At 67.8% G+C, this 21,301-nt stretch carries 17 protein-coding genes; 2 read left to right on the top strand and 15 right to left on the bottom strand.

Annotation, left to right across the window (positions count from 1 at the left end; translation table 11 throughout):
• Window positions 1-4 precede the first annotated feature (4 nt).
• From recN to AC1RLU_RS04705, 11 genes are all read right to left on the bottom strand, one after another.
• Entirely contained in the window at window positions 5-1,687 is a 1,683-nt protein-coding gene (gene recN, locus AC1RLU_RS04755) for a DNA repair protein RecN (RefSeq protein ID WP_492794136.1), read from the bottom strand.
• 71 nt (window positions 1,688-1,758) lie between these two features.
• Window positions 1,759-2,652: an outer membrane protein assembly factor BamD gene (locus AC1RLU_RS04750; protein WP_425284565.1), complete on the bottom strand. Its 894-nt coding sequence runs from the start codon at window positions 2,650-2,652 to the stop codon at window positions 1,759-1,761.
• A gap of 298 nt (window positions 2,653-2,950) precedes the next feature.
• On the bottom strand, window positions 2,951-3,898 hold the full coding sequence (gene lpxC, locus AC1RLU_RS04745) for a UDP-3-O-acyl-N-acetylglucosamine deacetylase (protein WP_061966786.1): 948 nt from the start codon (window positions 3,896-3,898) through the stop codon (window positions 2,951-2,953).
• Window positions 3,899-4,211: 313 nt separating this feature from the next.
• Window positions 4,212-5,918, bottom strand: a complete 1,707-nt coding sequence (gene ftsZ, locus AC1RLU_RS04740; RefSeq protein ID WP_091856442.1) for a cell division protein FtsZ — start codon at window positions 5,916-5,918, stop codon at window positions 4,212-4,214.
• A gap of 153 nt (window positions 5,919-6,071) precedes the next feature.
• Window positions 6,072-7,367 (bottom strand): cell division protein FtsA, encoded by a 1,296-nt coding sequence (ftsA, locus tag AC1RLU_RS04735; RefSeq protein ID WP_061966784.1) that lies wholly within the window; start codon window positions 7,365-7,367, stop codon window positions 6,072-6,074.
• 32 nt (window positions 7,368-7,399) lie between these two features.
• The gene (locus tag AC1RLU_RS04730) at window positions 7,400-8,341 is read right to left on the bottom strand and encodes a cell division protein FtsQ/DivIB (protein ID WP_492794134.1); all 942 of its coding nucleotides are present in this window, start codon (window positions 8,339-8,341) and stop codon (window positions 7,400-7,402) included.
• A 26-nt stretch (window positions 8,342-8,367) separates the two neighbouring features.
• Window positions 8,368-9,282: a D-alanine--D-alanine ligase gene (locus tag AC1RLU_RS04725; RefSeq protein WP_091856440.1), complete on the bottom strand. Its 915-nt coding sequence runs from the start codon at window positions 9,280-9,282 to the stop codon at window positions 8,368-8,370.
• A gap of 97 nt (window positions 9,283-9,379) precedes the next feature.
• Window positions 9,380-10,306, bottom strand: a complete 927-nt coding sequence (gene murB, locus AC1RLU_RS04720) for a UDP-N-acetylmuramate dehydrogenase (RefSeq protein ID WP_492794133.1) — start codon at window positions 10,304-10,306, stop codon at window positions 9,380-9,382.
• 165 nt (window positions 10,307-10,471) lie between these two features.
• Window positions 10,472-11,878, bottom strand: coding sequence for a UDP-N-acetylmuramate--L-alanine ligase (gene murC, locus AC1RLU_RS04715; RefSeq protein WP_492794132.1), 1,407 nt, complete (start codon window positions 11,876-11,878; stop codon window positions 10,472-10,474).
• A 15-nt stretch (window positions 11,879-11,893) separates the two neighbouring features.
• On the bottom strand, window positions 11,894-12,997 hold the full coding sequence (gene murG / locus AC1RLU_RS04710) for an undecaprenyldiphospho-muramoylpentapeptide beta-N-acetylglucosaminyltransferase (protein WP_492794130.1): 1,104 nt from the start codon (window positions 12,995-12,997) through the stop codon (window positions 11,894-11,896).
• Between the two features lie 4 nt (window positions 12,998-13,001).
• The gene (locus AC1RLU_RS04705; protein ID WP_061966778.1) at window positions 13,002-14,126 is read right to left on the bottom strand and encodes an FtsW/RodA/SpoVE family cell cycle protein; all 1,125 of its coding nucleotides are present in this window, start codon (window positions 14,124-14,126) and stop codon (window positions 13,002-13,004) included.
• Between the two features lie 304 nt (window positions 14,127-14,430).
• Here AC1RLU_RS04705 and AC1RLU_RS04700 point away from each other — a divergent pair, with 304 nt between their 5' ends.
• Both AC1RLU_RS04700 and AC1RLU_RS04695 read left to right on the top strand, forming a co-directional pair.
• Window positions 14,431-14,910, top strand: a complete 480-nt coding sequence (locus AC1RLU_RS04700; protein ID WP_492794128.1) for a VOC family protein — start codon at window positions 14,431-14,433, stop codon at window positions 14,908-14,910.
• 126 nt (window positions 14,911-15,036) lie between these two features.
• Complete coding sequence (locus tag AC1RLU_RS04695; protein WP_492794126.1) at window positions 15,037-15,852, top strand: methyltransferase domain-containing protein; 816 nt, start codon at window positions 15,037-15,039, stop codon at window positions 15,850-15,852.
• Between the two features lie 15 nt (window positions 15,853-15,867).
• Here the strand turns inward: AC1RLU_RS04695 and murD are convergent, their stop codons facing one another.
• From murD to AC1RLU_RS04675, 4 genes are read right to left on the bottom strand one after another with little or no spacing between them, the layout of a single operon-like run.
• On the bottom strand, window positions 15,868-17,307 hold the full coding sequence (murD, locus tag AC1RLU_RS04690) for a UDP-N-acetylmuramoyl-L-alanine--D-glutamate ligase (RefSeq protein WP_492794124.1): 1,440 nt from the start codon (window positions 17,305-17,307) through the stop codon (window positions 15,868-15,870).
• Between the two features lies 1 nt (window position 17,308).
• Window positions 17,309-18,391 (bottom strand): phospho-N-acetylmuramoyl-pentapeptide-transferase, encoded by a 1,083-nt coding sequence (mraY, locus tag AC1RLU_RS04685; protein ID WP_113586731.1) that lies wholly within the window; start codon window positions 18,389-18,391, stop codon window positions 17,309-17,311.
• Window positions 18,392-18,412: 21 nt separating this feature from the next.
• Window positions 18,413-19,837, bottom strand: a complete 1,425-nt coding sequence (locus AC1RLU_RS04680) for a UDP-N-acetylmuramoylalanyl-D-glutamyl-2,6-diaminopimelate--D-alanyl-D-alanine ligase (RefSeq protein WP_492794122.1) — start codon at window positions 19,835-19,837, stop codon at window positions 18,413-18,415.
• Window positions 19,834-21,288, bottom strand: a complete 1,455-nt coding sequence (locus AC1RLU_RS04675) for a UDP-N-acetylmuramoyl-L-alanyl-D-glutamate--2,6-diaminopimelate ligase (RefSeq protein ID WP_492794321.1) — start codon at window positions 21,286-21,288, stop codon at window positions 19,834-19,836. The genes AC1RLU_RS04680 and AC1RLU_RS04675 overlap by 4 nt, the downstream gene beginning before the upstream one ends.
• Window positions 21,289-21,301: the final 13 nt, after the last annotated feature.

Here is a 21,301-nt window from a genome sequence, read left to right as displayed (position 1 = left end):
AGCTTCAGCCGCGCAGGCCAGCCGCCTGCAGCAGGCGCCCGGCCGCCGCGCGCGCTTCCTCGGTGATCGAGGCGCCGGCCAGCATCCGTGCGATCTCCTCGCGCCGCGCCTGGTCTTCCAGCGCCGTGACCCGCGTCACCGTGCGTGAGGCCTCGCCCTCCTCCGCCGATTTGGCGATCAGGAAATGCTGCCCGGCCTTGGCCGCGACCTGCGGCGCATGCGTCACCGAGATCACCTGCACCCGGCCCGCCAGTCGCGCCAGCCGCTCGCCGATCGCATCGGCGACCGCGCCGCCGACACCGGTGTCGATTTCGTCGAAGACGAGCGTCGGGGCGGAGCCGCGCTCGGCCAGCACCACCTTGAGGGCCAGCATGAAGCGCGAGAGCTCGCCCCCGGAGGCAACCTTCATCATTGGCCCCGGCCGCGTGCCGGGATTGGTCTCGACCCAGAATTCGACCTTGTCGAAACCCTCCGGCCCGCGCGCGTTCGCGTCGCTTTCGATCCGGGTGATGAAACGCGCCCGCTCCAGCTTGAGCGGCGGCAATTCGGCCTTCACGGCCGTATCCAGCCGTGCCGCAGCCGCCTGGCGGGCCTCGGACAGGGCCTGCGCCTGCCCGACGAAGGCCGCTTCGGCCTCCGTCAGCTCCGCTTCGAGCCGCGAGAGCGAGGTCTCGCTTTCATCGAGCGCGGCAAGGTCGCTCGCCATGGTCGCCGCCAGGATGGACAAGCCATCGACCGGCACGTCGTATTTGCGGCCCGCAGCCCTGAGCGCGAACAACCGCTCCTCGGTGCGTTCCTGCTCGCGCGGATCGTATTCGGCCGCACGCGTCGCGGCGGCTAGCGCCTCGCCGGCCTCTTCCAAAGCAACGATCGCGGTGTTGAGCGCTGCGATCGAAGGGTCGACCAGCTCCGGTGCCTGGCTCGCACGGCGCTCCAGCCGGCGCAGCACGGCGGCGAGCGTCGGCACGGCGGAGGATTGTCCGCCGACCGCCTCGTAGGCCTCGTTGAGATCGCGCGCGACCTTCTCCGCCTGCATCATCGCCTGACGGGAGGCGGCGAGCGCCTCCTCCTCGCCCGCTTGCGGTGCGAGCTTGCCGAGTTCCTCGACGGCATAGCGCAGGAAATCCGCTTCCTTGCGTGCCGCCTCGACGCGCAGGCGCTGCGACTGCAGGGCCTGCCGCGCCCGTTTCAGCGCCTCGCTCGCCCCGGCGACCGCTTCGGCCTGCGCCTCCAGCGCGCCGAAACCGTCGAGAATCGTGCGGTGCTGCGCCGGGTCGGTCAGGGCACGATCATCGTGCTGGCCATGGATTTCGACGATGGCGGTGCCCACCATCCGCAGGATCTGCACCGAGACCGGCTGGTCGTTGATGAAGGCGCGGGTGCGCCCGTCGGCATATTGCACGCGGCGCAGGATGAGATCGCCGTCGGTGTCGATCTCCTGCGCCTGGGCGAGCTTGCGGGCCGGATGCGTCATCGGCAGGTCGAAGACGGCGCTGACCTGCCCCTGGGCCTCGCCATGGCGCACGAGCGAGCCGTCGCCGCGCCCGCCGAGCGCCAGCGCGAAGCCGTCGAGCAGGATCGACTTGCCCGCGCCGGTCTCGCCGGTCAGGACGCTCAGCCCCTCATGGAAGCCGAGGTCGAGCCTGTCGATCAGGACGATGTCGCGAATCGAGAGCTGCGCCAGCATCGACGCTCAACCCATCCTTCGGAGCCGGCAGGATCGCCCGTGGCTCGTCATGCAAGGGGCGCCCTCGCTCGTCAGAGGCGGTTCAGTCCGACCAGGCCGCCGACCGTGCGCGAGAAGCCCTGGAAGGCGCGGCTGATATAGGAACCACGATCCTCACGCGGCTCCAGGCCGCCGCTCTGCAGCAGGGCGTAGGAGTCCTTGTACCACTGGCTATCGGGGAAGTTGTGCCCGAGGACGGCCGCCGCCGTCTGCGCCTCGTTGGTGATGCCCATCGCCATATAGACCTCGGTCAGGCGCATCAGCGCCTCCTCGACATGGCGCGTGGTCTGGTACTTGATGATGACTTCGCGGAAACGGTTCACCGCGCCGGTATAGTTGCGCTTCTCCAGGTAGTAGCGCCCGACATTCATCTCCTTGCCGGCGAGCTGGTCCCGCGCCACCAGGAGCTTTTCCCTGGCGTCGAGAACGTATTCCGACTTCGGATAGTTGGCGATGAGCTGCTCCAGCGCCTGGATCGCCTGGGCCGTCCGCTCCTGATCGCGGGTCGCGTCCGGGATCTGGTTGTAATAGGACATCGCCAGGATGTACTGCGCGTAGGCGGCGTCGGGGCTCGCCGGGTTCTGGGCGATGAAGCGCTTCGAGGCGGTGATCGCCTCCTCCCACTTCGAGGCCTGGAAATTGGTATAGGCCGTCATCAGCAGGCCCTTGCGGGCATAGGGCGAGAACGGCGCGGTCTTATCGATGTCCTCGAACTTCTTCGAGGCGCCCTCGCTGTCGCCGTTCTGCAGGCGGGCCAGGCCTTCGTTGTAGAGCTTGTCGGCCGGCGTCGGCGGCGTCAGGTCCGGCTTGTAGACCTCGGGCTTGTCGAAGGGATTGAGCGAGGACAGGGTATCGCAGCCGCCGAGCAGCATGGCGGCACCCAGCGCAAGGGCGATGCCCCTGCGTGGCGAAAGACCGCGATGGATTGCCGGAAGGCTTTGCCGCGTCACGCTCACGTCGTCCGTCCTCTTTCGATCGTCCCTCGAGCATCGGACCGAAAAGTGGAAACCACTTTTCGGGACAATCCGATGCTGAAACCAAGAACCGGATCGCCGCATCGCGTCTGGTAGGACGCGTGGCGATCCAACTTCCGGGAAGCATGCCTTACCTCAGACGCTTCCCCCGCGCCACTGCCGAAAACCGGTTATGACGTGATTCCGCGTCGCTGCGGCATCTGGGACAGAAAACAGGCGAATGGAAGGCGAAGCCGCGTTTCGCCGTGGTTCAGTGCAAATCCGGCGCGAAGGCGGCCGGAGCAGCCGCAGCCATCTGCACGGCGCGCGGCGTCGCGAAGACCGGCTGGGATTCGACGATCGCGAAATTCGCACGATCGGCGAAAAGCGCCTCGAGGATACGGACATTCATCCGGTGGCCACCGCAATAGGAGCGGAACTCGCCGATGATCGGATAGCCGGCCAGCGCGAGGTCGCCGATCGCGTCGAGCACCTTGTGGCGCACGAACTCGTCGCCGTAGCGCAGCCCCTCGGGGTTGATGACCTTGTCGTCGCCGACCGCGACGGTGTTCTCGAGCGAAGCGCCCTGGGCGAAGCCCGCCTTCCAGAGCTGCTCGACATCACGCATGAAACCGAAGGTACGGGCCTTCGAAATCTCGCTGGCATAGGCCTGCGCATCGAGATCGAAGATCTTGCGCTGGCGGCCGATCACGACGCTGTCGAAATCGATCTCGACATCGAGGCGGAAGCCGTGCTCGGCCGGGGCCAGTTCGGCGAAAGCGCGGCCCTGCTCGATGCGGACCGGCTGGAGGACCTTGAGGTAGCGGCGCGGCGCGGTGAGCGTCGTCATGCCGGTCGCCTCGATGGCAACCACGAATTCGCGGGCGCTGCCGTCCATGATCGGCATTTCCGGCCCGTCGATCTCGACGAGCACGTTGTCGAGGCCGAGGCCGGCGCAGGCCGACATCAGGTGCTCGATGGTCGAGACCGAGGCCGGGCCGCGGTCGCCGATCACGGTGCAGAGCTCCGTGGCGCTGACCTTGGTGTGCTTGGCGTGAATGAGCTGGGGCGGCATGCCCTCGATGCCCGTCCGCAGGAAGACGACGCCGGTATTGGCGCTGGACGGCTTCAGGCAGATGCTGGCGGGGGCTCCGGAATGAACGCCGATCCCGGTCAGGGTCACGGCTGCCCGCAAGGTCGTCTGCCGATCGAAGGTCATACCGTTATCCAATCCTGATCGCGAAGGCCGCGGTCACCTGCCGATGCAGGGATCGTCCAGCCGGCGATGTCTTCAAGGCCAGGCCGGAATGGTCCCGACGAGGCCGTTGTCCCGATGCGGCCGCAACATAAGCTTTTGAGGCCGCCTCTCAAAATCACGCTTTCTTTCGCTGTGTTACAGCGGGGAAGCGATCGAGGACGGACTATAACAAGCTGAAAGATAACGATTTTTTAACACGCCAAAACCCGCCGCGGAATACCGCGGCGGGTTGTGTTGCAAAGCCGTGAGAGGGCGCTGGCGGGCGCCTTCCGACTCAGTTCGCCTGGCGGCGGAGGAAGGCCGGGATCTCGAGATGATCTTCCTCGCTGGAGCGAGTCGGGGCAGCGCGGCCATGCGGGTCGAGCTGACCCTGCGCCGGGCGCGAGGCCGGCTGCTGCTGCACCGGGCGGCGCATGTACTCGGCATGGGCAGCGCTCGGCGCCGGGGCCTGCGGCATCGGCGGGGCGACCGGAGCCTGGGCCTGGCGCACCGGCGCCTGCTGCGGCTCGGTCATCTCATCGTCCTTGCGGCCACCGAAGCCGACCGAGGCGAGGCGCTGCATCAGCGACATCCGCTTCTGCTCGACGGCGCTGGGCGGCTGCGGCGCGGGCTGGACGCCGCGATGCGCGTTGAGCTGGGCCTGGCCGGGGGCCGGCAGGTCCTCGACGCGGGGCATGCGGGTCGGGCGGACGACGGCCCGCTCCGGCATCGGCGGAATGAAGCTCTCGTCGAAATTCAGGCTCGGCTCGGCATGCTGGACGGGTTCCGGCGCCGGAGCCGCCAACACCGGACGCGGCTGCACCGGCTCGATGCGGATGTCCTGCGCGACATGGGCGACCGGAGCAGGCTCCGGCAGCGGGGCGACGCGGGCCGTCTCGATCGCCGGCACGGAGGGCGCGACCGGGCGGGCAGCGGCGACCGCGGCATTGCTGCGCAGGCGGGCTTCGGCCTTCAGGCGCTCCGCCACCTGGGCGATGCGCGCCTCGGTGTCGTCGTTCTCGGCCTGGGACGAGATCGGCTTGTCGATGCCGGTGGCGACGACGGAGACGCGCACGGTGCCTTCGAGCGATTCGTCGAAGGTGGCGCCGACGATGATGTTGGCCTCGGAGTCGACCTCCTCGCGGATGCGGGTGGCGGCCTCGTCGACCTCATAGAGCTTCATGTCGCGCCCGCCGGTGATCGAGATCAGCAGGCCGCGCGCACCCTTCATCGAGACATCGTCGAGCAGCGGGTTGTTGATCGCGGCCTGGGCCGCGGTCAGTGCACGCTTCTCGCCCTGCGCCTCGCCGGTACCCATCATCGCCTTGCCCATGCCGCGCATCACGGCGCGCACGTCGGCGAAGTCGAGATTGATCAGGCCCGGGCGGACCATCAGGTCGGTGATGCAGGCGACGCCCGAATAGAGCACCTGGTCGGCCATGCCGAAGGCGTCGGCGAAGCCGGTGGTCTCGTTGGCGACGCGGAACAGGTTCTGGTTCGGGATGACGATCAGGGTATCGACCGCCTCGTTCAGCTCGCCGATGCCGGCCTCCGCCATGCGCATGCGGCGCTGGCCTTCGAACTGGAACGGCTTGGTGACGACGCCGACGGTCAGGATGCCCATGTCGCGGGCGACGCGGGCGATCGCGGGGGCCGCGCCGGTGCCGGTGCCGCCGCCCATGCCGGCGGTGATGAACACCATATGGGCGCCCGCCAGATGGTCACGGATCTCGTCGATGACCTCTTCGGCCGCCGCACGGCCGACTTCCGGCTGCGAGCCGGCGCCGAGACCTTCGGTGACCTGCAGGCCCATCTGGACGATGCGGGAGGCGCGCGACAGGGCGAGAGCCTGCGCATCGGTGTTGGCGACGACGAAGTCGACGCCGTCGAGGCCGGCCTCGATCATGTTGTTGACCGCATTGCCGCCGGCACCGCCGACGCCGAACACCGTGATCCGGGGCTTCAGTTCCCGGATGTCCGGGGCTTGCAGATTCATCGCCATGGTTGCCTCTTTTGATCCCTTGTCCGGCGCCTGGCGGGAGCCGTCCCGATTGCTACGTTTGACGCCGCGGCCCGCCCTCTGGACGAGCCGTACTCACTCAATTCTCGATCATGGCTGGTGCGGAAAACCGGTACCCACTTTTCCGCGCCATGATCAGAAACTGTCCTTCAGCCACCGCCCGACACGCGAGAAGTAGCCGTCCGTCCCGGTTGCGAAGTAACGCGCACCGGCGGCACGCGGCTCGAAATGCTCGACATGGGCGACCTGCGGATAGACCAGCAGGCCGACCGCCGCCGCGAAGGCCGGGCCTTTGCCCGCTTCCGGCAAACCCTTGATCCCGAGCGGACGGCCGGTACGGACCTGACCGCCGAGGATGCGCCGCGCTACTTCCGGCAGGCCGGTCAGCTGGCAGGCGCCGCCGGTGAGGACGACACGTCGCCCGGCCTGAGCCGAGAAGCCGGCATTGTTCAGACGGTCGCGCACCAGTTCGAGGATCTCCTCGACACGCGGCTTGATGATCCGGACCAGATGCGACTTGGCGAGATGGTTCGGCATGTCGCGCTCGTCGTCGTCGACCTGCGGCACCGAGATCATGTCGCGCTCGTCGGAAGCGCTGGCGATGCAGGAGCCGTGCAGCGTCTTTAGCCGCTCGGCCGCCGAGACGCGGGTCGAGAGGCCGCGCGCCACGTCCATGGTGATGTGGTTGCCGCCGACGGCGATCGCGTCGGCGTGGACGAGATGCCCGCCCGAGAACACGCCGAGCGAGGTCGAGCCGCCGCCGAGATCGACGAGGACGACGCCCATCTCCGATTCGTCGTCGACGAGGACCGAGAGGCCGGACGCATAGGGGGTCGCGACCACCGCCTCGACTTCGAGATGGCAGCGCTCGACCGCGAGCATGACGTTGCGCGCCGCCGCCGCCTCGCTGGCGACGACATGCATGTCGACCGAGAGCTTGCCGCCGATCAGCCCGCGCGGATCGAGCACGCCCGGCACGCCGTCCAGCGCGTAGCCGGTCGGCAGCGCATGGAGCACCGCCTTGCCGGGACGCAGCGCATGGGTCGCGGCGGTCGCCAGCACGCGCTTCACATCGGCGTCGCCGACGGAGCCGGAGCGCAGGTCGACGCTGGCGGCGTAGTGCTGCGAGCCGATGCGCCCGCCGGTCAGGTTGACGATGACCGACTGGACCTCGACCTTGGCCATGCGCTCGGCTGCGTCCACGGCAGCGCGGATCGCGCGCTCGGCGCTTTCGAGATCGACGATCGCGCCGCCCTTCAGGCCGAGCGAGCGCTGATGGCCGATGCCGATGATGCGGGCGACATGGGTGCGCCCGCGCAGCCGCTCGTTGGTCTCGGCCGGGCTGAGCTCGGCGATCAGGCAGACGACCTTGCTGGTGCCGATATCGAGGATCGACAAGGTCGCGCTCTTGCGCGACGAGAGCGGGCGCATGCGCGGGGTCAGACCCTGGGAGGTGACGTGGTTCACGCCTCGCCTCTCTTCTTCCTGGACTTGCTCTTGAGCTGGTCGGCACGGGCGGCGGCCGCCTCTTCCGAGAGCCGCATCGTCACCCGGTCGGGCTGGCGCAGGTCGATGGCGAGCACGTCCTTCTCGAGGATGCGATAATCGCTCTCCAGGGAGACGAGGCGCTGCACAGCGGCTTCCGGCTTGGTCTCGGGCAAGCGCACATCCATGCCGTTGTCGAGTTTCAGATTCCAGCGACGCCCGGAGACCAGGGTCGCGGCGCGGATATGCTGGGCGAAGGCGCCGGCCTGGTTGCGGATCGCCAGATATTCGGCGGCGCGGTTATTGGCGTCCTTGCCGACGACCAGCGGCAGATAGGCGAAGCGGCCATCGTCCATCTTGTCGATCACCGTGCCGTCGGCCGCGATCACGAAGAGCTCGCCCTTCACCTGCCAGAGCGCATAGGGCTCGCGCTCGGTGAGCTGGATCGAGACCTCGCCCGGATAAAGCTTGCGAACGGCGGCCTCGCGAATCAGCGGCGTGGCTTCCAGCTGCTTGCGGGCCTCGTCGGCGTCGAAGAACACCAGGGAGGTCTTCGAATCGATGCCGGCCGCGACCAGGACCTCCTGCTCGGACAGTCCCGAGAGGCCGGAGATGGTGACGCGGTCGATGCCGAAGCCGAGCGCCCGCGCGATCATGTGGCGCGGCTCGCCGTAATTGTCCTGCATGGTCTGCCAGTGGCCGCCGAGCACGAAGCCCGTGCCGAGGCTGAGCGTCAGGAAGCCGAGCGCCAGCCAGGTGCCGAGGCTCGCCGGCAAGCGCTGGGCGAGTGGCACCGCGATGGCGCTGCGGCGCGAGCGGCGCATCCAGCGGCCCTGGCGCTGCTCACCCACCAGAAGCTGGGGGGCGGCGTGCGCGACCGGGAGCCGGGAGAGCGGCCGGGCAGGCGCGAATCGGGGCATGGCAACGGTCTTCGCCGACATCGCTTTCACCGATCGAGGGAGGCGTCCTCCACCATCCATTTGACGAGCTCACCGAAATCCAGGCCCGCATGGGCAGCCAACTCGGGCACCAGGCTGGTCTCGGTCATCCCGGGCTGCGTATTGACCTCCAGCCAGACGAGCGTGTCGCTCTCGTCGTGGTAGCGGAAGTCAGATCGGCTGACGCCCCGGCATCCGATTGCTTGATGCGCCGTTAACGCACACTCTTCGATCTGCTGGTAAATTTTCGGTAAAATTTGAGCCGGACAGATGTGGATCGAGCCGCCTTTCGCGTACTTCGCGTCGTAGTCGTAAAACTCACCGGTTGCGGCTTGTATTTCGGTCACACCGAGGCTCCGGTCGCCCATCACGGCGCAGGTCAGTTCGCGCCCGGCGATGAAGGTTTCGGCCAGCAGCATCTCGCCGCAAGGCCAGTCCGGCCGGGCGATTTCCTGGGGTGGGTGCTCCCTGCCCTTCTTCACGATCACGACGCCGACGGAGGAGCCCTCGTCGATCGGCTTGAGCACGTAGGGCGGCGGCAGCACATGCGTCCTGGCAGCCGCGAATCGCGAGACGTTGACGCCATGGGCGACCGGCACGCCGGCCGCCTTCACCACCGTCTTCGCCCGGTCCTTGCGGATCGCCAGCGCCGAGGCCAGCACGCCGGAATGGCTGTAGGGAATGCGCAGGATTTCGAGCACGCCCTGGATCGTGCCGTCCTCGCCGAAGCGGCCATGCAGGGCGTTGAAGGCAACGTCGGGCTTGAGCTTCGCCAGCACCTCGGCGATGTCGCGCTGGACGTCGACGCGAGTGACACGGTAGCCGACGCTCTCCAGCGCCCGCGCGCAAGCCGCGCCGCTGTTGAGGCTGACCTCCCGCTCGACGGACCAACCGCCCATCAGCACTGCAACATGTTTGGTCATCGACGCTTCGCTCCTGCGATGCGTCCAACCTCGTTAAACTTGGTTAACGGGGAGTTAACCGACTTGCAGTGCCCCTGCCCTTTTCAAAGCCCGGCAGCTACGCCGCAACGCCGAGCCGCTTGATCTCCCACTGGAGCTCGAAGCCCGAATTGTCCTTGACGCGGCGGCGAACCTCCTCGCCGAGCCCTTCGACATCGGCTGCTGTGGCGCCGCCGGTGTTGATCAGGAAGTTGCAGTGCATCTCCGAGACCTGCGCGCCGCCGACGCGCAGGCCGCGGCATCCGGCGGCGTCGATCAGCTGCCAGGCCTTGCCGCCCTCGGGGTTCTTGAAGGTCGAGCCACCGGTGCGCTCCTTGATCGGCTGGGCCGCCTCGCGCGCCTGCGTCACCCGGTCCATCTCGGCCTGGATCAGAGCCCGGTCGCCCGGCCGGCCCTGGAACAGGGCGGAGGTGAAGATGATGTCGCGGGTCGAGGCCGCGCTGTTGCGATAGGTGAAGCCCATCTCGGCATGGGAGAGCGTCACGATCTCGCCGTTGCGGGTGACGCCGCGCGCGGAGACCAGCACGTCAGTGGTCTCTCCGCCATGGGCACCGGCATTCATCCGCAGCGCCCCGCCGATCGAGCCGGGAATGCCGCGATAGAAGGCAAGCCCGTCGAGCGAGGCATCGCCCGCAGCGCGGGCGACCTTGACGTCCGGCACGGCCGTGCCGGCGCGCAGACGGTCGCCGCTTTCCAGCGCGATCTCGCCGAAGGCCTTGCCGCCGAGCCTGACCACGACGCCGGGAATGCCGCCATCGCGCACGATCAGGTTGGAGCCGAGCCCGATCACCGTGACCGGAACGTCCTCCGGCAGCTTCGAGAGCAGATAGGCGAGGTCGTCGTCATCGGCCGGCGTGAACAGGATCTGCGCCGGGCCGCCGACGCGGAACCACGTCAGGCCCGAAAGCTCCTGATTGGCGAGAAGCCGGCCCCGCAGATCGGGAGCCGAGGCGCGGATATCGGAAGAGAGGTCTGCGAAGGGCATGGCGTCGCTTTAGAACATGATGATCGCGGAGGGAAACGCTCGTCGTGCTCGGGCTTGACCCGAGCATCTCTTGCCGAAGGAGGCTCCCTTGCCTCTCCTGGCCGAGATTCTCGGGTCTGCGCTTCGCTTCGCCCGAGAATGACGGCGGGGTGGACTGCGCGCCGCCTATCCCTTCAGCGCAGCCAGTTCCCCCGGCAGCGCATAGGCCCATTGGGTGATGTTGCCGGCGCCCAAGCAGACGACATAGTCGCCCGGCCCGGCCAGCTCCGCGACCATGCCGGCGAGCTTGTCGGACGCTTCCAGCGGCAGCGCATGGCGATGGCCGCGCGCCTTGATCCCGGCGACGAGCGAATCACGGTCGGCACCCGCGATCGGCGCTTCGCCGGCCGCGTAGGTGTCGGCGACGATCACTGTGTCGGCATCGTTGAAGCAGGCGGCGAAATCGTCGAACAGGCTCGACAGGCGGGTGTAGCGATGCGGCTGGACGATCGCGATCACCTTGCTCCTGGTCGAGGCCCGCGCCGCCTTGAGCACGGCGGCGATCTCGACCGGATGGTGGCCGTAATCGTCGAAGATCAGCGCGCCATTCCATTCGCCCGTCTTGGTGAAACGGCGCTTGACGCCGCCGAAGCCGGCGAGCGCCTCGCGGATGCGGGGCACAGGAATGCCGAGATCATAGGCGACCGCGATCGCGGCCGTCGCGTTCAGCGCGTTGTGATGGCCCGGCATCGGCATGACGAGATCGCGGATCACCTCATCACGGCCGGTCTTGCGGTCACGGATCAGCAGCGTGAATTGGGCCTGCCCGCCCGAGAGATCGATGTCGATCAGGCGGAAGTCGGCCTGCGGGTTCTCGCCATAGGTGACGACGCGGCGGTCAGTGATCTGGCCGACGAGCCCCTGCACCGTCGGGTGGTCGATGCACATCACCGCGAAGCCGTAGAACGGCAGGTTCTCGACGAAGGAGCGGAAGGCCGCCTTGATCGCGTCGAAAGTGCCGAAATGGTCGAGATGCTCGGGATCGATATTGGTGACGATCGCGACATCGGCCGGCAGCTTCAGGAAGGTGCCGTCGGATTCGTCGGCCTCGACCACCATCCAGTCGCTCTCGCCCATGCGGGCATTGGTGCCATAGGCGTTGATGATGCCGCCATTGATCACGGTCGGGTCGAGCCCGCCCTTCTCCAGCAGCGTCGCGACGAGCGAGGTCGTGGTCGTCTTGCCATGGGTACCGGCGATGGCGACGCAGCTCTTCAGGCGCATCAACTCGGCCAGCATCTCGGCGCGGCGCACCACGGGCAGGCGCTGTTCGCGGGCGGCGAGCAGCTCTGGATTGTCACGCCTGATCGCGGTCGAGACCACGACGACCTCGGCCTCGCCGATGTTCTCCGCCTTGTGTCCGACGAAGGTGGTGATGCCCTTGTCGGCGAGGCGCTTGACGTTGGCCCCGTCGGAAGCGTCCGAGCCCTGCACCTTGTAGCCGAGATTGTGCAGGACCTCGGCGATGCCGGACATGCCGATGCCGCCGATGCCGACGAAATGGATGGAGCCGAGCTTCGGCGGCAGCTTCATGGGTCGTGAATCCTGTCAGTGCGGGAGGTTGGCCGTGGCGATCACGAGATCGGCCAGGCGGTCGGCGGCATCGGGGATGCCGGCGCTCTTCGCGTTTGCGGCCATCGTCGTCAAGTGGGCGGGCTGCGCGATAAGCTTCGACAATTCGGCGGCAAGATGGCGCGGCGTGAAGTCCGGCTGGAGGATGCGGACAGCTCCGCCCACGCCTTCGAGGAAGGCCGCGTTGGCCGCCTGGTCCTGATCGAGCGAGCCCGGCAGCGGCACCAGCAGGGCCGGGCGGCCGATCACGGTGAGTTCCGCCACGGTCGAGGCGCCGGAGCGGGCGATGACGAGCTGCGACGCCGCCATCTGCACCGGCAGGTCCTTGAAGAAGGGCGCGATCGTCGCCTTGACGCCGAGCTTCTCGTAGATCCCGCGCACGCGCTCGTCGTCCTCAGGCCTCGCCTGCTGGACGATGGTCAGGCGCGCCCGCTCGGCATCGGTGAGGAGCTGGATCGCCGGCGGCACGATATCGGCCATGATGCGCGCGCCCTGGCTGCCACCGAAGACCAGGAGCCTGATCCGGCCTTCGCCCGGCTGGTCATAATCGTGGCCGGCCGCCGCGATCACCGCGGGGCGCACGGGGTTGCCGACATGGCGGCACTTGGCCTGCTGCGCCTCCGAGAGCCCGCCGACCTCCGCGAAGCCGGTCGCGATCACGTCGGCACGGCCGGCGAGGAAGCGATTGGCCCGGCCGATCACGGCGTTCTGCTCGTGGATCAGGGTGCGCACCCCGGCCAGCGAGGCGCCCAGCACCGGCGGCACCGTCGGATAGCCGCCGAAGCCGACGACGACGGCCGGCCTGACTTGCTTGATGATCCCGCGCGCCGCGAAAGTGCCCTTGGCGATGTTGAACAGAGCTGCCGCCTTCTGCAATGGCGAGCGGCCGGACGGCGTCGCCGCCGGCACGGCATGCACGGCCTCTGCCGGAAAGTTCCCGGCGTATTCGGCGGCGCGCGTATCGGTCATCAGCACCACGCGCATGCCCTTGGCATGCAACGCGTGGCTCAATGCCTCGGCCGGGAAGAGATGGCCGCCGGTTCCCCCGGCCGCCAGCATGACGAGCTTGTCCGTCGCCATCGGATCAGCGCCCGAATTCGACCGAGCGCGGCCGCCGCCGGGTCAATGCCAGCAGGAAGCCCGTCCCGACCGCGAGCGAGAGCAGCGAGGAGCCACCATAGGAGATGAAGGGCAGCGTCATGCCCTTAGCCGGCATCATGTGCAGGTTGACCATCATGTTGATCGCCGCCTGGATGCCGAAGAGCAGGGCAAGGCCGGTGACGGCGAGGCGGATGAATGGGTCCTCCGCCTTCTGCGCCACGAACAGCGCGCGGATCACGATCACTGCGAAGAGCGCCACCAGCAGCATGCAGACGACGATGCCGAATTCCTCGGCCGTGACCGCGAAGATGAAATCGGTATGGGCGTCGGGCAGGATGCGCTTCACCGTACCCTCGCCCGGTCCCTTCCCGAGCCAGCCGCCCTGCGCGAAGCTCTCCAGCGCCGTGTCGACCTGGAACGAGTCGCCCGAGCCCTTGTCCATGAAGCGCTCGATGCGGGCGCGGACATGCGGCACCAGCTCATAGGCGACGAAGATGCCGGCGGCGCCGACGCCGCCGAGGCCGATCACCCAGAACCAGTGCAGGCCCGCGACGAAGAACAACCCGCACCAGACCAGGCTGACCAGCATGGTCTGGCCGAAATCCGGCTGCAGGACGAGCGGCACGATGGTGAAGGGCAGCAGGAGCAGCGCCAGGATGGTGCCCGGCAGGTCGGGCCGGCGCGTGCCCTCGGCGAAGGCCCAGGCCGCCATCACAACGAAAGCGGGCTTGAGGAACTCGGATGGCTGGACGGAGCCCAGCGGCCCGAGCGTCAGCCAGCGTTTCGCGCCCTTCACCTCGACGCCGAAATAAAGCGTCGCCACCACCATGACGAGCGAGCCGAGATAGATCAGCAGCGCAGCGCGGCGCACCTGGCGCGGCGTCATCAGCGAAACCCCGAGAAAGATGGCCATCGCGACGACGAGATAGGCTGCCTGCCGGTTGACGAAATGGAAGGTCGAGAGCCCGAGCCGCTCGGCCACCGGCGGCCCGCCTGCCATCAGCAGCACGACGCCCGAGACCATCAGGGCGACGAGCGCGGTCAGGATGAGGCGGTCGATCGACCACCACCAGCGGCCGCTGAGAGAAGGTTCCGCGCGCGAGACCATGACGGGCATCCCATCGACAAATTCGGCGCGGCTGAGGCCGCGCTTGCGTGACGAATCACTCTGTCAATGAATGGTTAACCGATTGATTCCGATGCGCGGGATCGACGAGCTCAGCGCATCACGATCCACAGCGGCGCGCCGCGTTTTACAGCCTCTTCGACGCAGGCTCGCCCATTTCGATCAGCCGTGCGCCTCAAATCGGTCTCATGCGGTCGGTCAGATGCAAAGGCCGCTCCTGACACGCATTGTCGTCCCATGGGAGGAGTTGCACCCTGCACCAGTTTCGACAGCGAAAGGACTGATCATGGCCATCGCCAAGAACACGATCTGCCTGTGGTACAACAAGGACGCCGAGGCCGCCGCCCGCTTTTATGCCGAGACCTTCCCGGACAGCGCCGTGAAGGAAGTCTTCCGCGCCCCCACCGACTTCCCCTCCGGCAAGGCCGGCGACGCTCTGACCGTCACCTTCACGGTCCTCGGCATTCCCTGCCTCGGCATCAATGGCGGGCCGACGTTCAAGCACAGCGAGGCCTTCTCCTTCCAGATCGCCACCGAAGACCAGGCGGAGACCGATCGCTACTGGAACGCCATCGTCGGCAATGGTGGGCAGGAGAGCGAATGCGGCTGGTGCAAGGACAAATGGGGCCTGTCCTGGCAGATCACCCCGCGCGTCCTGAGCGAGGCGCTCGCAGTCGGTGGCGAGGAGGCCAAGCGCGCCTTCGCCGCGATGATGACGATGCAGAAGATCGACGTCGCGAAGATCGAGGCCGCCCGGCGCGGCTGAGGCCGATCGTCTGGAGCAGCTTTCGAGCCCACGAACGCGGCCTCGCCCCGGCGAGAAGCGAGGTCATGAAACCATAACGGTCAGCCGGGTCGGAAACGGCCCCCGGCGGACCAGAATGGAGGCGTGATGACGAAACCGGACATCTATCTGCTTGGGCGGGCCGAGGCCGAAGTCGATCGGCTCAAGCGTCAGATCCTGAATCTCGCACCCGACTCCCGGGCACAGCTCGATCGGATCAGCATAAAGCGTGGGGAGCACGTCGTCGATCTCGGTTGCGGCCCCGGAGGTGTCCTGCATCTGCTGGCAGAGCATGTCGGCCCGACGGGTTCGGTCCTCGGCATCGACCGCGGCAGCCATTTCATCGAGTTGGCGCGCCATTTCATCGCCGATCGCGGATTGCCCCAGGTCGAGCTGCGCGAGGGCGATGCCTACGAGACCGGCCTGCCGCGAGCGTCCTTCGACGGCGCCCATATGCGGCTGCTGCTGGTCAATGTGCCGGAGCCCGAGCGGATCGTGCGTGAATTGGTCTCCCTCGTGCGGCCCGGCGGCTGGGTCGCGAGCTTCGAGGCCGATTATCTTCCGCACTGCCTCGATCCGCCCCTGCCGGCCTGGAGCCGCCTCATCGAGGCTTACGCCGCCTATGCGCAGGCACAGGGGATCGATCTGTCGGTCGGCCGGAAGATCCATCGGCTGTTCCGGGAGGCAGGCGTGATCGATATCGAGGTCGACGCCATTCTCCACGTCTTTCCCGCCGGCCATGAACGCCGCTGGTTCCCGCGCGGCCTCATCGACAACATCCGTGACAAGCTCGTCGATGGAGGCTTCATCGCGCGAGCCGACCTCGAAAAGGAGATGGCGGCGCTGGAGAGCCACCTGTCCGATCCTGCGGTGCAGGTGACGTCGAACCTGTTCTTCCGGCTCACGGGCCGCGTGCCGGAATGACGGCAGCGCCGCGATCTATCGCGGATTCGTTTTGCCGAACGGCTCGAAGCCCGGCAGGCCTGCGACGAGCTCGCGGAAGGCATCGCCCCTGACCTCGAAATTCGGGAACTGGTCGAAGGAGGCACAGGCCGGCGAGAGCAGCACCGCGATCTCGCCCTCGCCTGTCGCTGCCAGCGCGTCGCGCGCGGCATCGGCCACGGCCCTGTCGAGCGTGACGCTGCGCTCGTAGCCGACGCGTCCGTCATCGTCGAAGGTCGCGGCGAAGAGCTCGCTCGCCGCCCCGATCAGGTAGGCTTTGGCGATGTTCGGGAAATAACGGCGGAGCGACTCGATGCCGCCGTCCTTGGCCTTGCCGCCGAGGATCCAGAAGATGCCGTGGAAGGAGGTCAGCGCCTTCTCGGTCGAATCCGCATTTGTCGCCTTGGAATCGTTGATGAAGACGACACGGCCGATCCGGCCGAGCTCCTCCATGCGATGCGCCAGCCCCGGATAGGTCCTGAAGCCCTCGGCGATCTCTTCCGCGCTCAGGCCCAATGCCGAGCAGGCGGCGAAGGCGGCCGCCGCATTTTGCGCGTTATGCGAACCGCGCAACGAACCGATGCCCGCGAGATTGGCGACGACGCGCGGCTTGCCGTCCTTCACCTCGACGATGCGCGTGTCCAGCCGCCCCTGATTGGCGGTGACCCCGGCGAAGACGCCCTCGTCCAGCGGCTGCTCGCCGCTGATCTTGACCAGCGGGCGGCCGCCGGCAGCGCGACGGCGCGCCATCTGTTTGGAAGCCTCGTCATCGACGCCGACGACCGCGATATCGGCAGCGGCGACGAGGCGTTCCTTGATGCCTGCATAGTTCTCCAGCGAGCCGTGCCGGTCGAGATGGTCCGGCGTCAGGTTCATCTGGATGCCGACAGTGGGCTTGAGCGAGGGCGCGAGGTCGATCTGGTAGCTCGAGCACTCGATGACATGGATGCGGTTCGCGGCCGGCGGCTCCAGCGCCAGCACGGCGGTGCCGATATTACCGCCCATCTGCACGTCGCGGCCGGCCGCCCCGAGCACATGCGCGATCAGCGCCGTCGTGGTCGACTTGCCGTTGGTGCCGGTGATGCAGACGACCGGCGAGGCCGGCGCGACTTTCGCCCGCTCCAGGAAGAACAATTCGACATCGCCGATGATCGCGACGCCGGCAGCCTTGGCCTTGCCGACGGTCCAGTGCGGCTCGGGATGGGTCAGCGGCACGCCGGGCGAGAGCACAAAGGCCGCGAAGCCCTGCCAGTCGGCATTCGCCAGATCGACGACGGCGATGCCCTCGGCAGCCGCCTTCTCCCGGCTCTTCTCGTTGTCGTCCCAGGCCGCGACCTCGGCACCGCCCGCCTTGAGCGCGCGTGCCGTGGCGAGCCCGGAGCCGCCGAGCCCGAACAGGGCGACCTTGCGCCCCGAAAAGACGGAAACCGGAGTCATCTCAGCGCAGCTTCAGCGTGGCGAGGCCGACCAGCGCCAGCACGACCGAGATGATCCAGAAACGGATCACCACCTGCGGTTCGGTCCAGCCCAGCTTCTCGAAATGGTGGTGGATCGGCGCCATCAGGAAGACGCGCTTGCCGGTGCGCTTGAACACGAAGACCTGGATGATCACCGAGAGCGCCTCGACGACGAAGAGACCGCCGACGATCGCCAGCACGATCTCGTGCTTGGTCGCGACCGCGATGGTGCCGAGCAGGCCGCCGAGACCGAGCGAGCCGGTATCGCCCATGAAGATCTGGGCCGGCGGCGCATTGAACCAGAGGAAGCCGAGGCCGGCGCCGATCACCGCGCCGCAGATCACGGCGAGTTCGCCCGCGCCGGGGATATGGTGGATCTGCAGGTAGTTGGCGAAGATCGCGTTGCCGACGAGATAGGAAATGAAGCCGAAGGTACCGGCTGCGATCATCACGGGCACGATGGCGAGGCCGTCGAGCCCGTCGGTCAGGTTCACCGAGTTGCCGGCGCCGACCACGACGAAGGACGCGACCAGCGGGAACAGGATGCCGAGCGGGATGATCGCTTCCTTGAGGAAGGGCATCGCGAAGCCCGAGCCGATCGCCGGTGGCTGCGTCTGCATGATGAAGTAGCAGGCGACGAGCGCGACCACGACCTCGATCGAGATGCGCGCCTTGCCCGAGAAGCCCTTGTGCGACTGCTTGGTGACCTTGAGGAAATCGTCATAGAAGCCGATCGCGCCATAGGCTGCGGTGACGCCGAGCACGATCCAGACATAGGGGTTGCGCAGGTTGCCCCAGAGCAGCACCGCGACGAACACCCCCGTCAGGATCATCAGACCGCCCATGGTCGGCGTGCCGCGCTTGGCAAGATGCGATTCCGGGCCGTCCGTGCGGATCGGCTGGCCCTTGCCCTGCTTGATCCGGAGCCAGGATATGGCCGAGGGGCCGAAAAAGAACAGGAAGAGCAGCGCCGTCGCCGTCGCCCCGCCTGCGCGGAAGGTGATGTAGCGGAAGACGTTCAGCACCGGGAAGGTGCCGGACAGTTCGGCGAGCAGGGCGAACATGCTTCTGGGCTCTCTTGCAGGTCAGTCTTCGGCAGGCACGGCAGGAAAGCGCGCGAGGATCGCCTTGACGATCGGACCCATGCGCGTGCCCAGCGATCCCTTGACCGTGACAGTGTCGCCGCCGCGGATCGCATCGAGCACGAGCGGCTCCAGGTCGCTCGCCGTCGCGGCATAAGCCCCCCGCATGGCGGAAGGCAAGCTCTCGTGGAGCCCTTTCATCAGCGGGCCGCAGGTGAAGACCTTGTCGATCCCGTTCGAGACCAGCGGTTCGGCGAGCCCCCGATGCAGCTCCGGGCCGGTCGGCCCGAGCTCCAGCATGTCGCCGAGCACGGCGATGCGCCGGCCGCGCCCCTCGACCGGCAGGCGGCCGAGATTCTCGATCGCTGCCCGCATCGAGGCGGGGTTGCCGTTATAGCTCTCGTCGAGCAGCGTGATCCTGCCGCCCGGCGCCTGCAGCACCTGGCGCGCCCCGCGCCCGGCCGGCGGCTTGAGGTCGCCGAGCGCCAGCGCGGCCAGCGCGAGATCGGCGCCGAGCGCATGGACGGCCGCGAGCACGGCGAGCGAATTCAGCACGATATGCTTGCCCGGACTGCCGAGCCGATAGGTCACGGGCTCGCCGAGGACGCGGGCCTCGACCACCGACATGTCCGGCTTCAGCGCACAGGAGACGAGCTTTACATCCGCATCCGGGCTTTCCCCGAAGGTGACGATCCGCCCGGCCGGACCGGATCTGGCGATGTCGCGCAGCAGCTCGGATTGCGGGATGTCGGCATTGACGATCGCCGTGCCGCCTTCTTCAAGTTCCCAGTAGACCCCGGCCTTCTCCTCGGCGATCCCTTCGAGCGAGGCGAAGGCGGCGAGATGCACCGGCTGGATCGTGGTGACGATGGCGACCTGCGGGCGCACCATCCGCGCCAGCGGCACGATCTCGCCGGGGCTGTTCATGCCGATCTCGTAGACGCCATACGCGACATCGGCGGGGGTGCGGCAGAGCGTCAGAGGCACGCCCCAGTGATTGTTGTAGGACGCGACGGGCGCATGGGTCTTGCCCTGGCGCGAGAGCACGAGGCGCAGCGCCTCCTTGGTCCCGGTCTTGCCGACCGAGCCGGTGACCGCGACGATTCCCGCCTTGAGTTCGGCACGCCTCGCAGTGCCGGCATGTTCCATCGCCTTCAGCACGTCCGGCACGACGGCGAGCGCGCCTGCGCCCTCGAACTGGGCCGCATGCGCCTCGTCGACGACGGCGAGCGCCGCGCCCTTGTCGAGCGCACCTCCGACGAAATCATGCCCGTCGCGGGCCTCGCCGGTGATCGCGAAGAAAACGTCACCGGGCTCCAGCGTACGGGTATCGATCGAAGCACCGGTCACGACAGGCGGCACGGCGCCCTCGGGCCGCGCGCGCAGCGCAGCGATCAGCTTGTCTCCGGTCCAGAGCGGGGCGCTCATCCTTGAAACTCCGATAGCGCTTTCCGGACCACGTCGTGATCGGAGAAGGGCAGCGTGCGGTCGCCTATGATCTGGCCGGATTCATGGCCTTTTCCCGCCACGACCAGCAAATCCCCGGCTTTAAGCATCTTCACCGCGGCATGGATGGCTTCCTCGCGGTCGCCGATCTCCTGGAGCCTCGGCGATGCCGCCATGATCTCGGCCCGGATCGTCGCCGGGTCCTCGCTGCGCGGATTGTCGTCCGTGACGATGGCGATATCGGCCTTCTCGGCCGCGATCGCGCCCATCAGCGGGCGCTTGCCCTTGTCGCGATCGCCACCGCAGCCGAAGACGCAGATCAGGCGGCCGGTCGCATAGGGCCTGAGCGTGGTCAGCACCGCGGCGAGCGCATCGGGCTTATGGGCGTAATCGACGACAACGAGCCCGCCATTGGCCTCACCGATGCGTTCAAGCCGCCCGGCAACACCGATGAGCCCGGATATAGCCTTCAACGACGCAGCCTTGTCCTCACCGGTCGCGATGGCCAGCCCGGCGGCGACCAGCGCATTGCCGGCCATGAAATCGCCGACCAGCGGCAAGGCGACGGAGAGCTCCTGCCCGTCAAAGCCGACCGTCAGGCGCTGCGAGAAGCCGTCGCGCTCGTTGCGCAGCAGCGTCAACGTCTCGCCCTTGCGGCCAATGCCGATGATCGGGTGGCCGGCCTTGGCCGCAGCCTCGGCTGCCGCGTCCGCATAAGGCTCGTCGCGGTTGATCACCACCGGCGCGCCGTCCGGCAGCAGCTCCCAGAGCCGGAGCTTCGCGGCGAGGTACTCCTCGACGCTCGGATGGTAGTCGAGATGGTCGCGCCCAAGATTGAGGAAGGCGCCGGCGTTCAGCCGCACACCGTCGAGGCGGCGCTGGTCGAGCCCATGCGAAGACGCTTCCATGGCAAGATGCGTGATGCCCTCGCCCGCGAGCCTGTCGAATGAAGCGTGCAGCGAGAGCGGGTCCGGCGTCGTCAGCGAGCCGTAATCGGCGCCCTTGCTCGTGACCACTCCGATGGTGCCGACGCTCGCCGCCTCATGGCCGAGCGCCTGGAAGATCTGGCGGGTGAAATCCGCCACCGAGGATTTGCCGCTGGTGCCGGTCACCGCGACGATCGTCCGGGGCTGGCGCGGGTGGATCTTAGCCGCAGCGAGCGCCAGCGCAAGGCGCGGGTCCTCGACCTGTGCGAAGGCGACCCCGGCCGGCAGGTCGGCCGGCCGCGGCCCACCCGAGACCACCGCGACGGCGCCGTGCCCGACAGCATCCATGATGAAGCGGGCGCCATCCGCCTTGGCGCCAGCGAGCGCGACGAAAACGTCGTCCCCCGTCACCTTGCGGCTGTCGAAGGCAACGCCATGCACCTGCTGGCTGGCGGCCTCAGTCTCGAACATCTCGGGGAAGAGGTCTCCGAGGCGGTATCCGGTCATTGTCATGGCCACC

Source organism: Allobosea sp. GW822-FHT05A11, from assembly GCF_058800455.1.
This window is presented reverse-complemented; position numbering and strand designations above follow the sequence as displayed.

Excerpts from the sequence above, each read along its gene's own strand:
- recN (WP_492794136.1), bottom strand. The coding sequence starts at position 1,687 with ATGCTGGCGCAGCTCTCGATTCGCGACATCGTCCTGATCGACAGGCTC.
- lpxC (WP_061966786.1), bottom strand. The coding sequence starts at position 3,898 with ATGACCTTCGATCGGCAGACGACCTTGCGGGCAGCCGTGACCCTGACC.
- ftsZ (WP_091856442.1), bottom strand. The coding sequence starts at position 5,918 with ATGGCGATGAATCTGCAAGCCCCGGACATCCGGGAACTGAAGCCCCGG.
- ftsA (WP_061966784.1), bottom strand. The coding sequence starts at position 7,367 with ATGCGCCCGCTCTCGTCGCGCAAGAGCGCGACCTTGTCGATCCTCGAT.
- AC1RLU_RS04730 (WP_492794134.1), bottom strand. The coding sequence starts at position 8,341 with ATGCCCCGATTCGCGCCTGCCCGGCCGCTCTCCCGGCTCCCGGTCGCG.
- AC1RLU_RS04725 (WP_091856440.1), bottom strand. The coding sequence starts at position 9,282 with ATGACCAAACATGTTGCAGTGCTGATGGGCGGTTGGTCCGTCGAGCGG.
- murB (WP_492794133.1), bottom strand. The coding sequence starts at position 10,306 with ATGCCCTTCGCAGACCTCTCTTCCGATATCCGCGCCTCGGCTCCCGAT.
- murC (WP_492794132.1), bottom strand. The coding sequence starts at position 11,878 with ATGAAGCTGCCGCCGAAGCTCGGCTCCATCCATTTCGTCGGCATCGGC.
- murG (WP_492794130.1), bottom strand. The coding sequence starts at position 12,997 with ATGGCGACGGACAAGCTCGTCATGCTGGCGGCCGGGGGAACCGGCGGC.
- AC1RLU_RS04705 (WP_061966778.1), bottom strand. The coding sequence starts at position 14,126 with ATGGTCTCGCGCGCGGAACCTTCTCTCAGCGGCCGCTGGTGGTGGTCG.
- AC1RLU_RS04700 (WP_492794128.1), top strand. The coding sequence starts at position 14,431 with ATGGCCATCGCCAAGAACACGATCTGCCTGTGGTACAACAAGGACGCC.
- AC1RLU_RS04695 (WP_492794126.1), top strand. The coding sequence starts at position 15,037 with ATGACGAAACCGGACATCTATCTGCTTGGGCGGGCCGAGGCCGAAGTC.
- murD (WP_492794124.1), bottom strand. The coding sequence starts at position 17,307 with ATGACTCCGGTTTCCGTCTTTTCGGGGCGCAAGGTCGCCCTGTTCGGG.
- mraY (WP_113586731.1), bottom strand. The coding sequence starts at position 18,391 with ATGTTCGCCCTGCTCGCCGAACTGTCCGGCACCTTCCCGGTGCTGAAC.
- AC1RLU_RS04680 (WP_492794122.1), bottom strand. The coding sequence starts at position 19,837 with ATGAGCGCCCCGCTCTGGACCGGAGACAAGCTGATCGCTGCGCTGCGC.
- AC1RLU_RS04675 (WP_492794321.1), bottom strand. The coding sequence starts at position 21,288 with ATGACCGGATACCGCCTCGGAGACCTCTTCCCCGAGATGTTCGAGACT.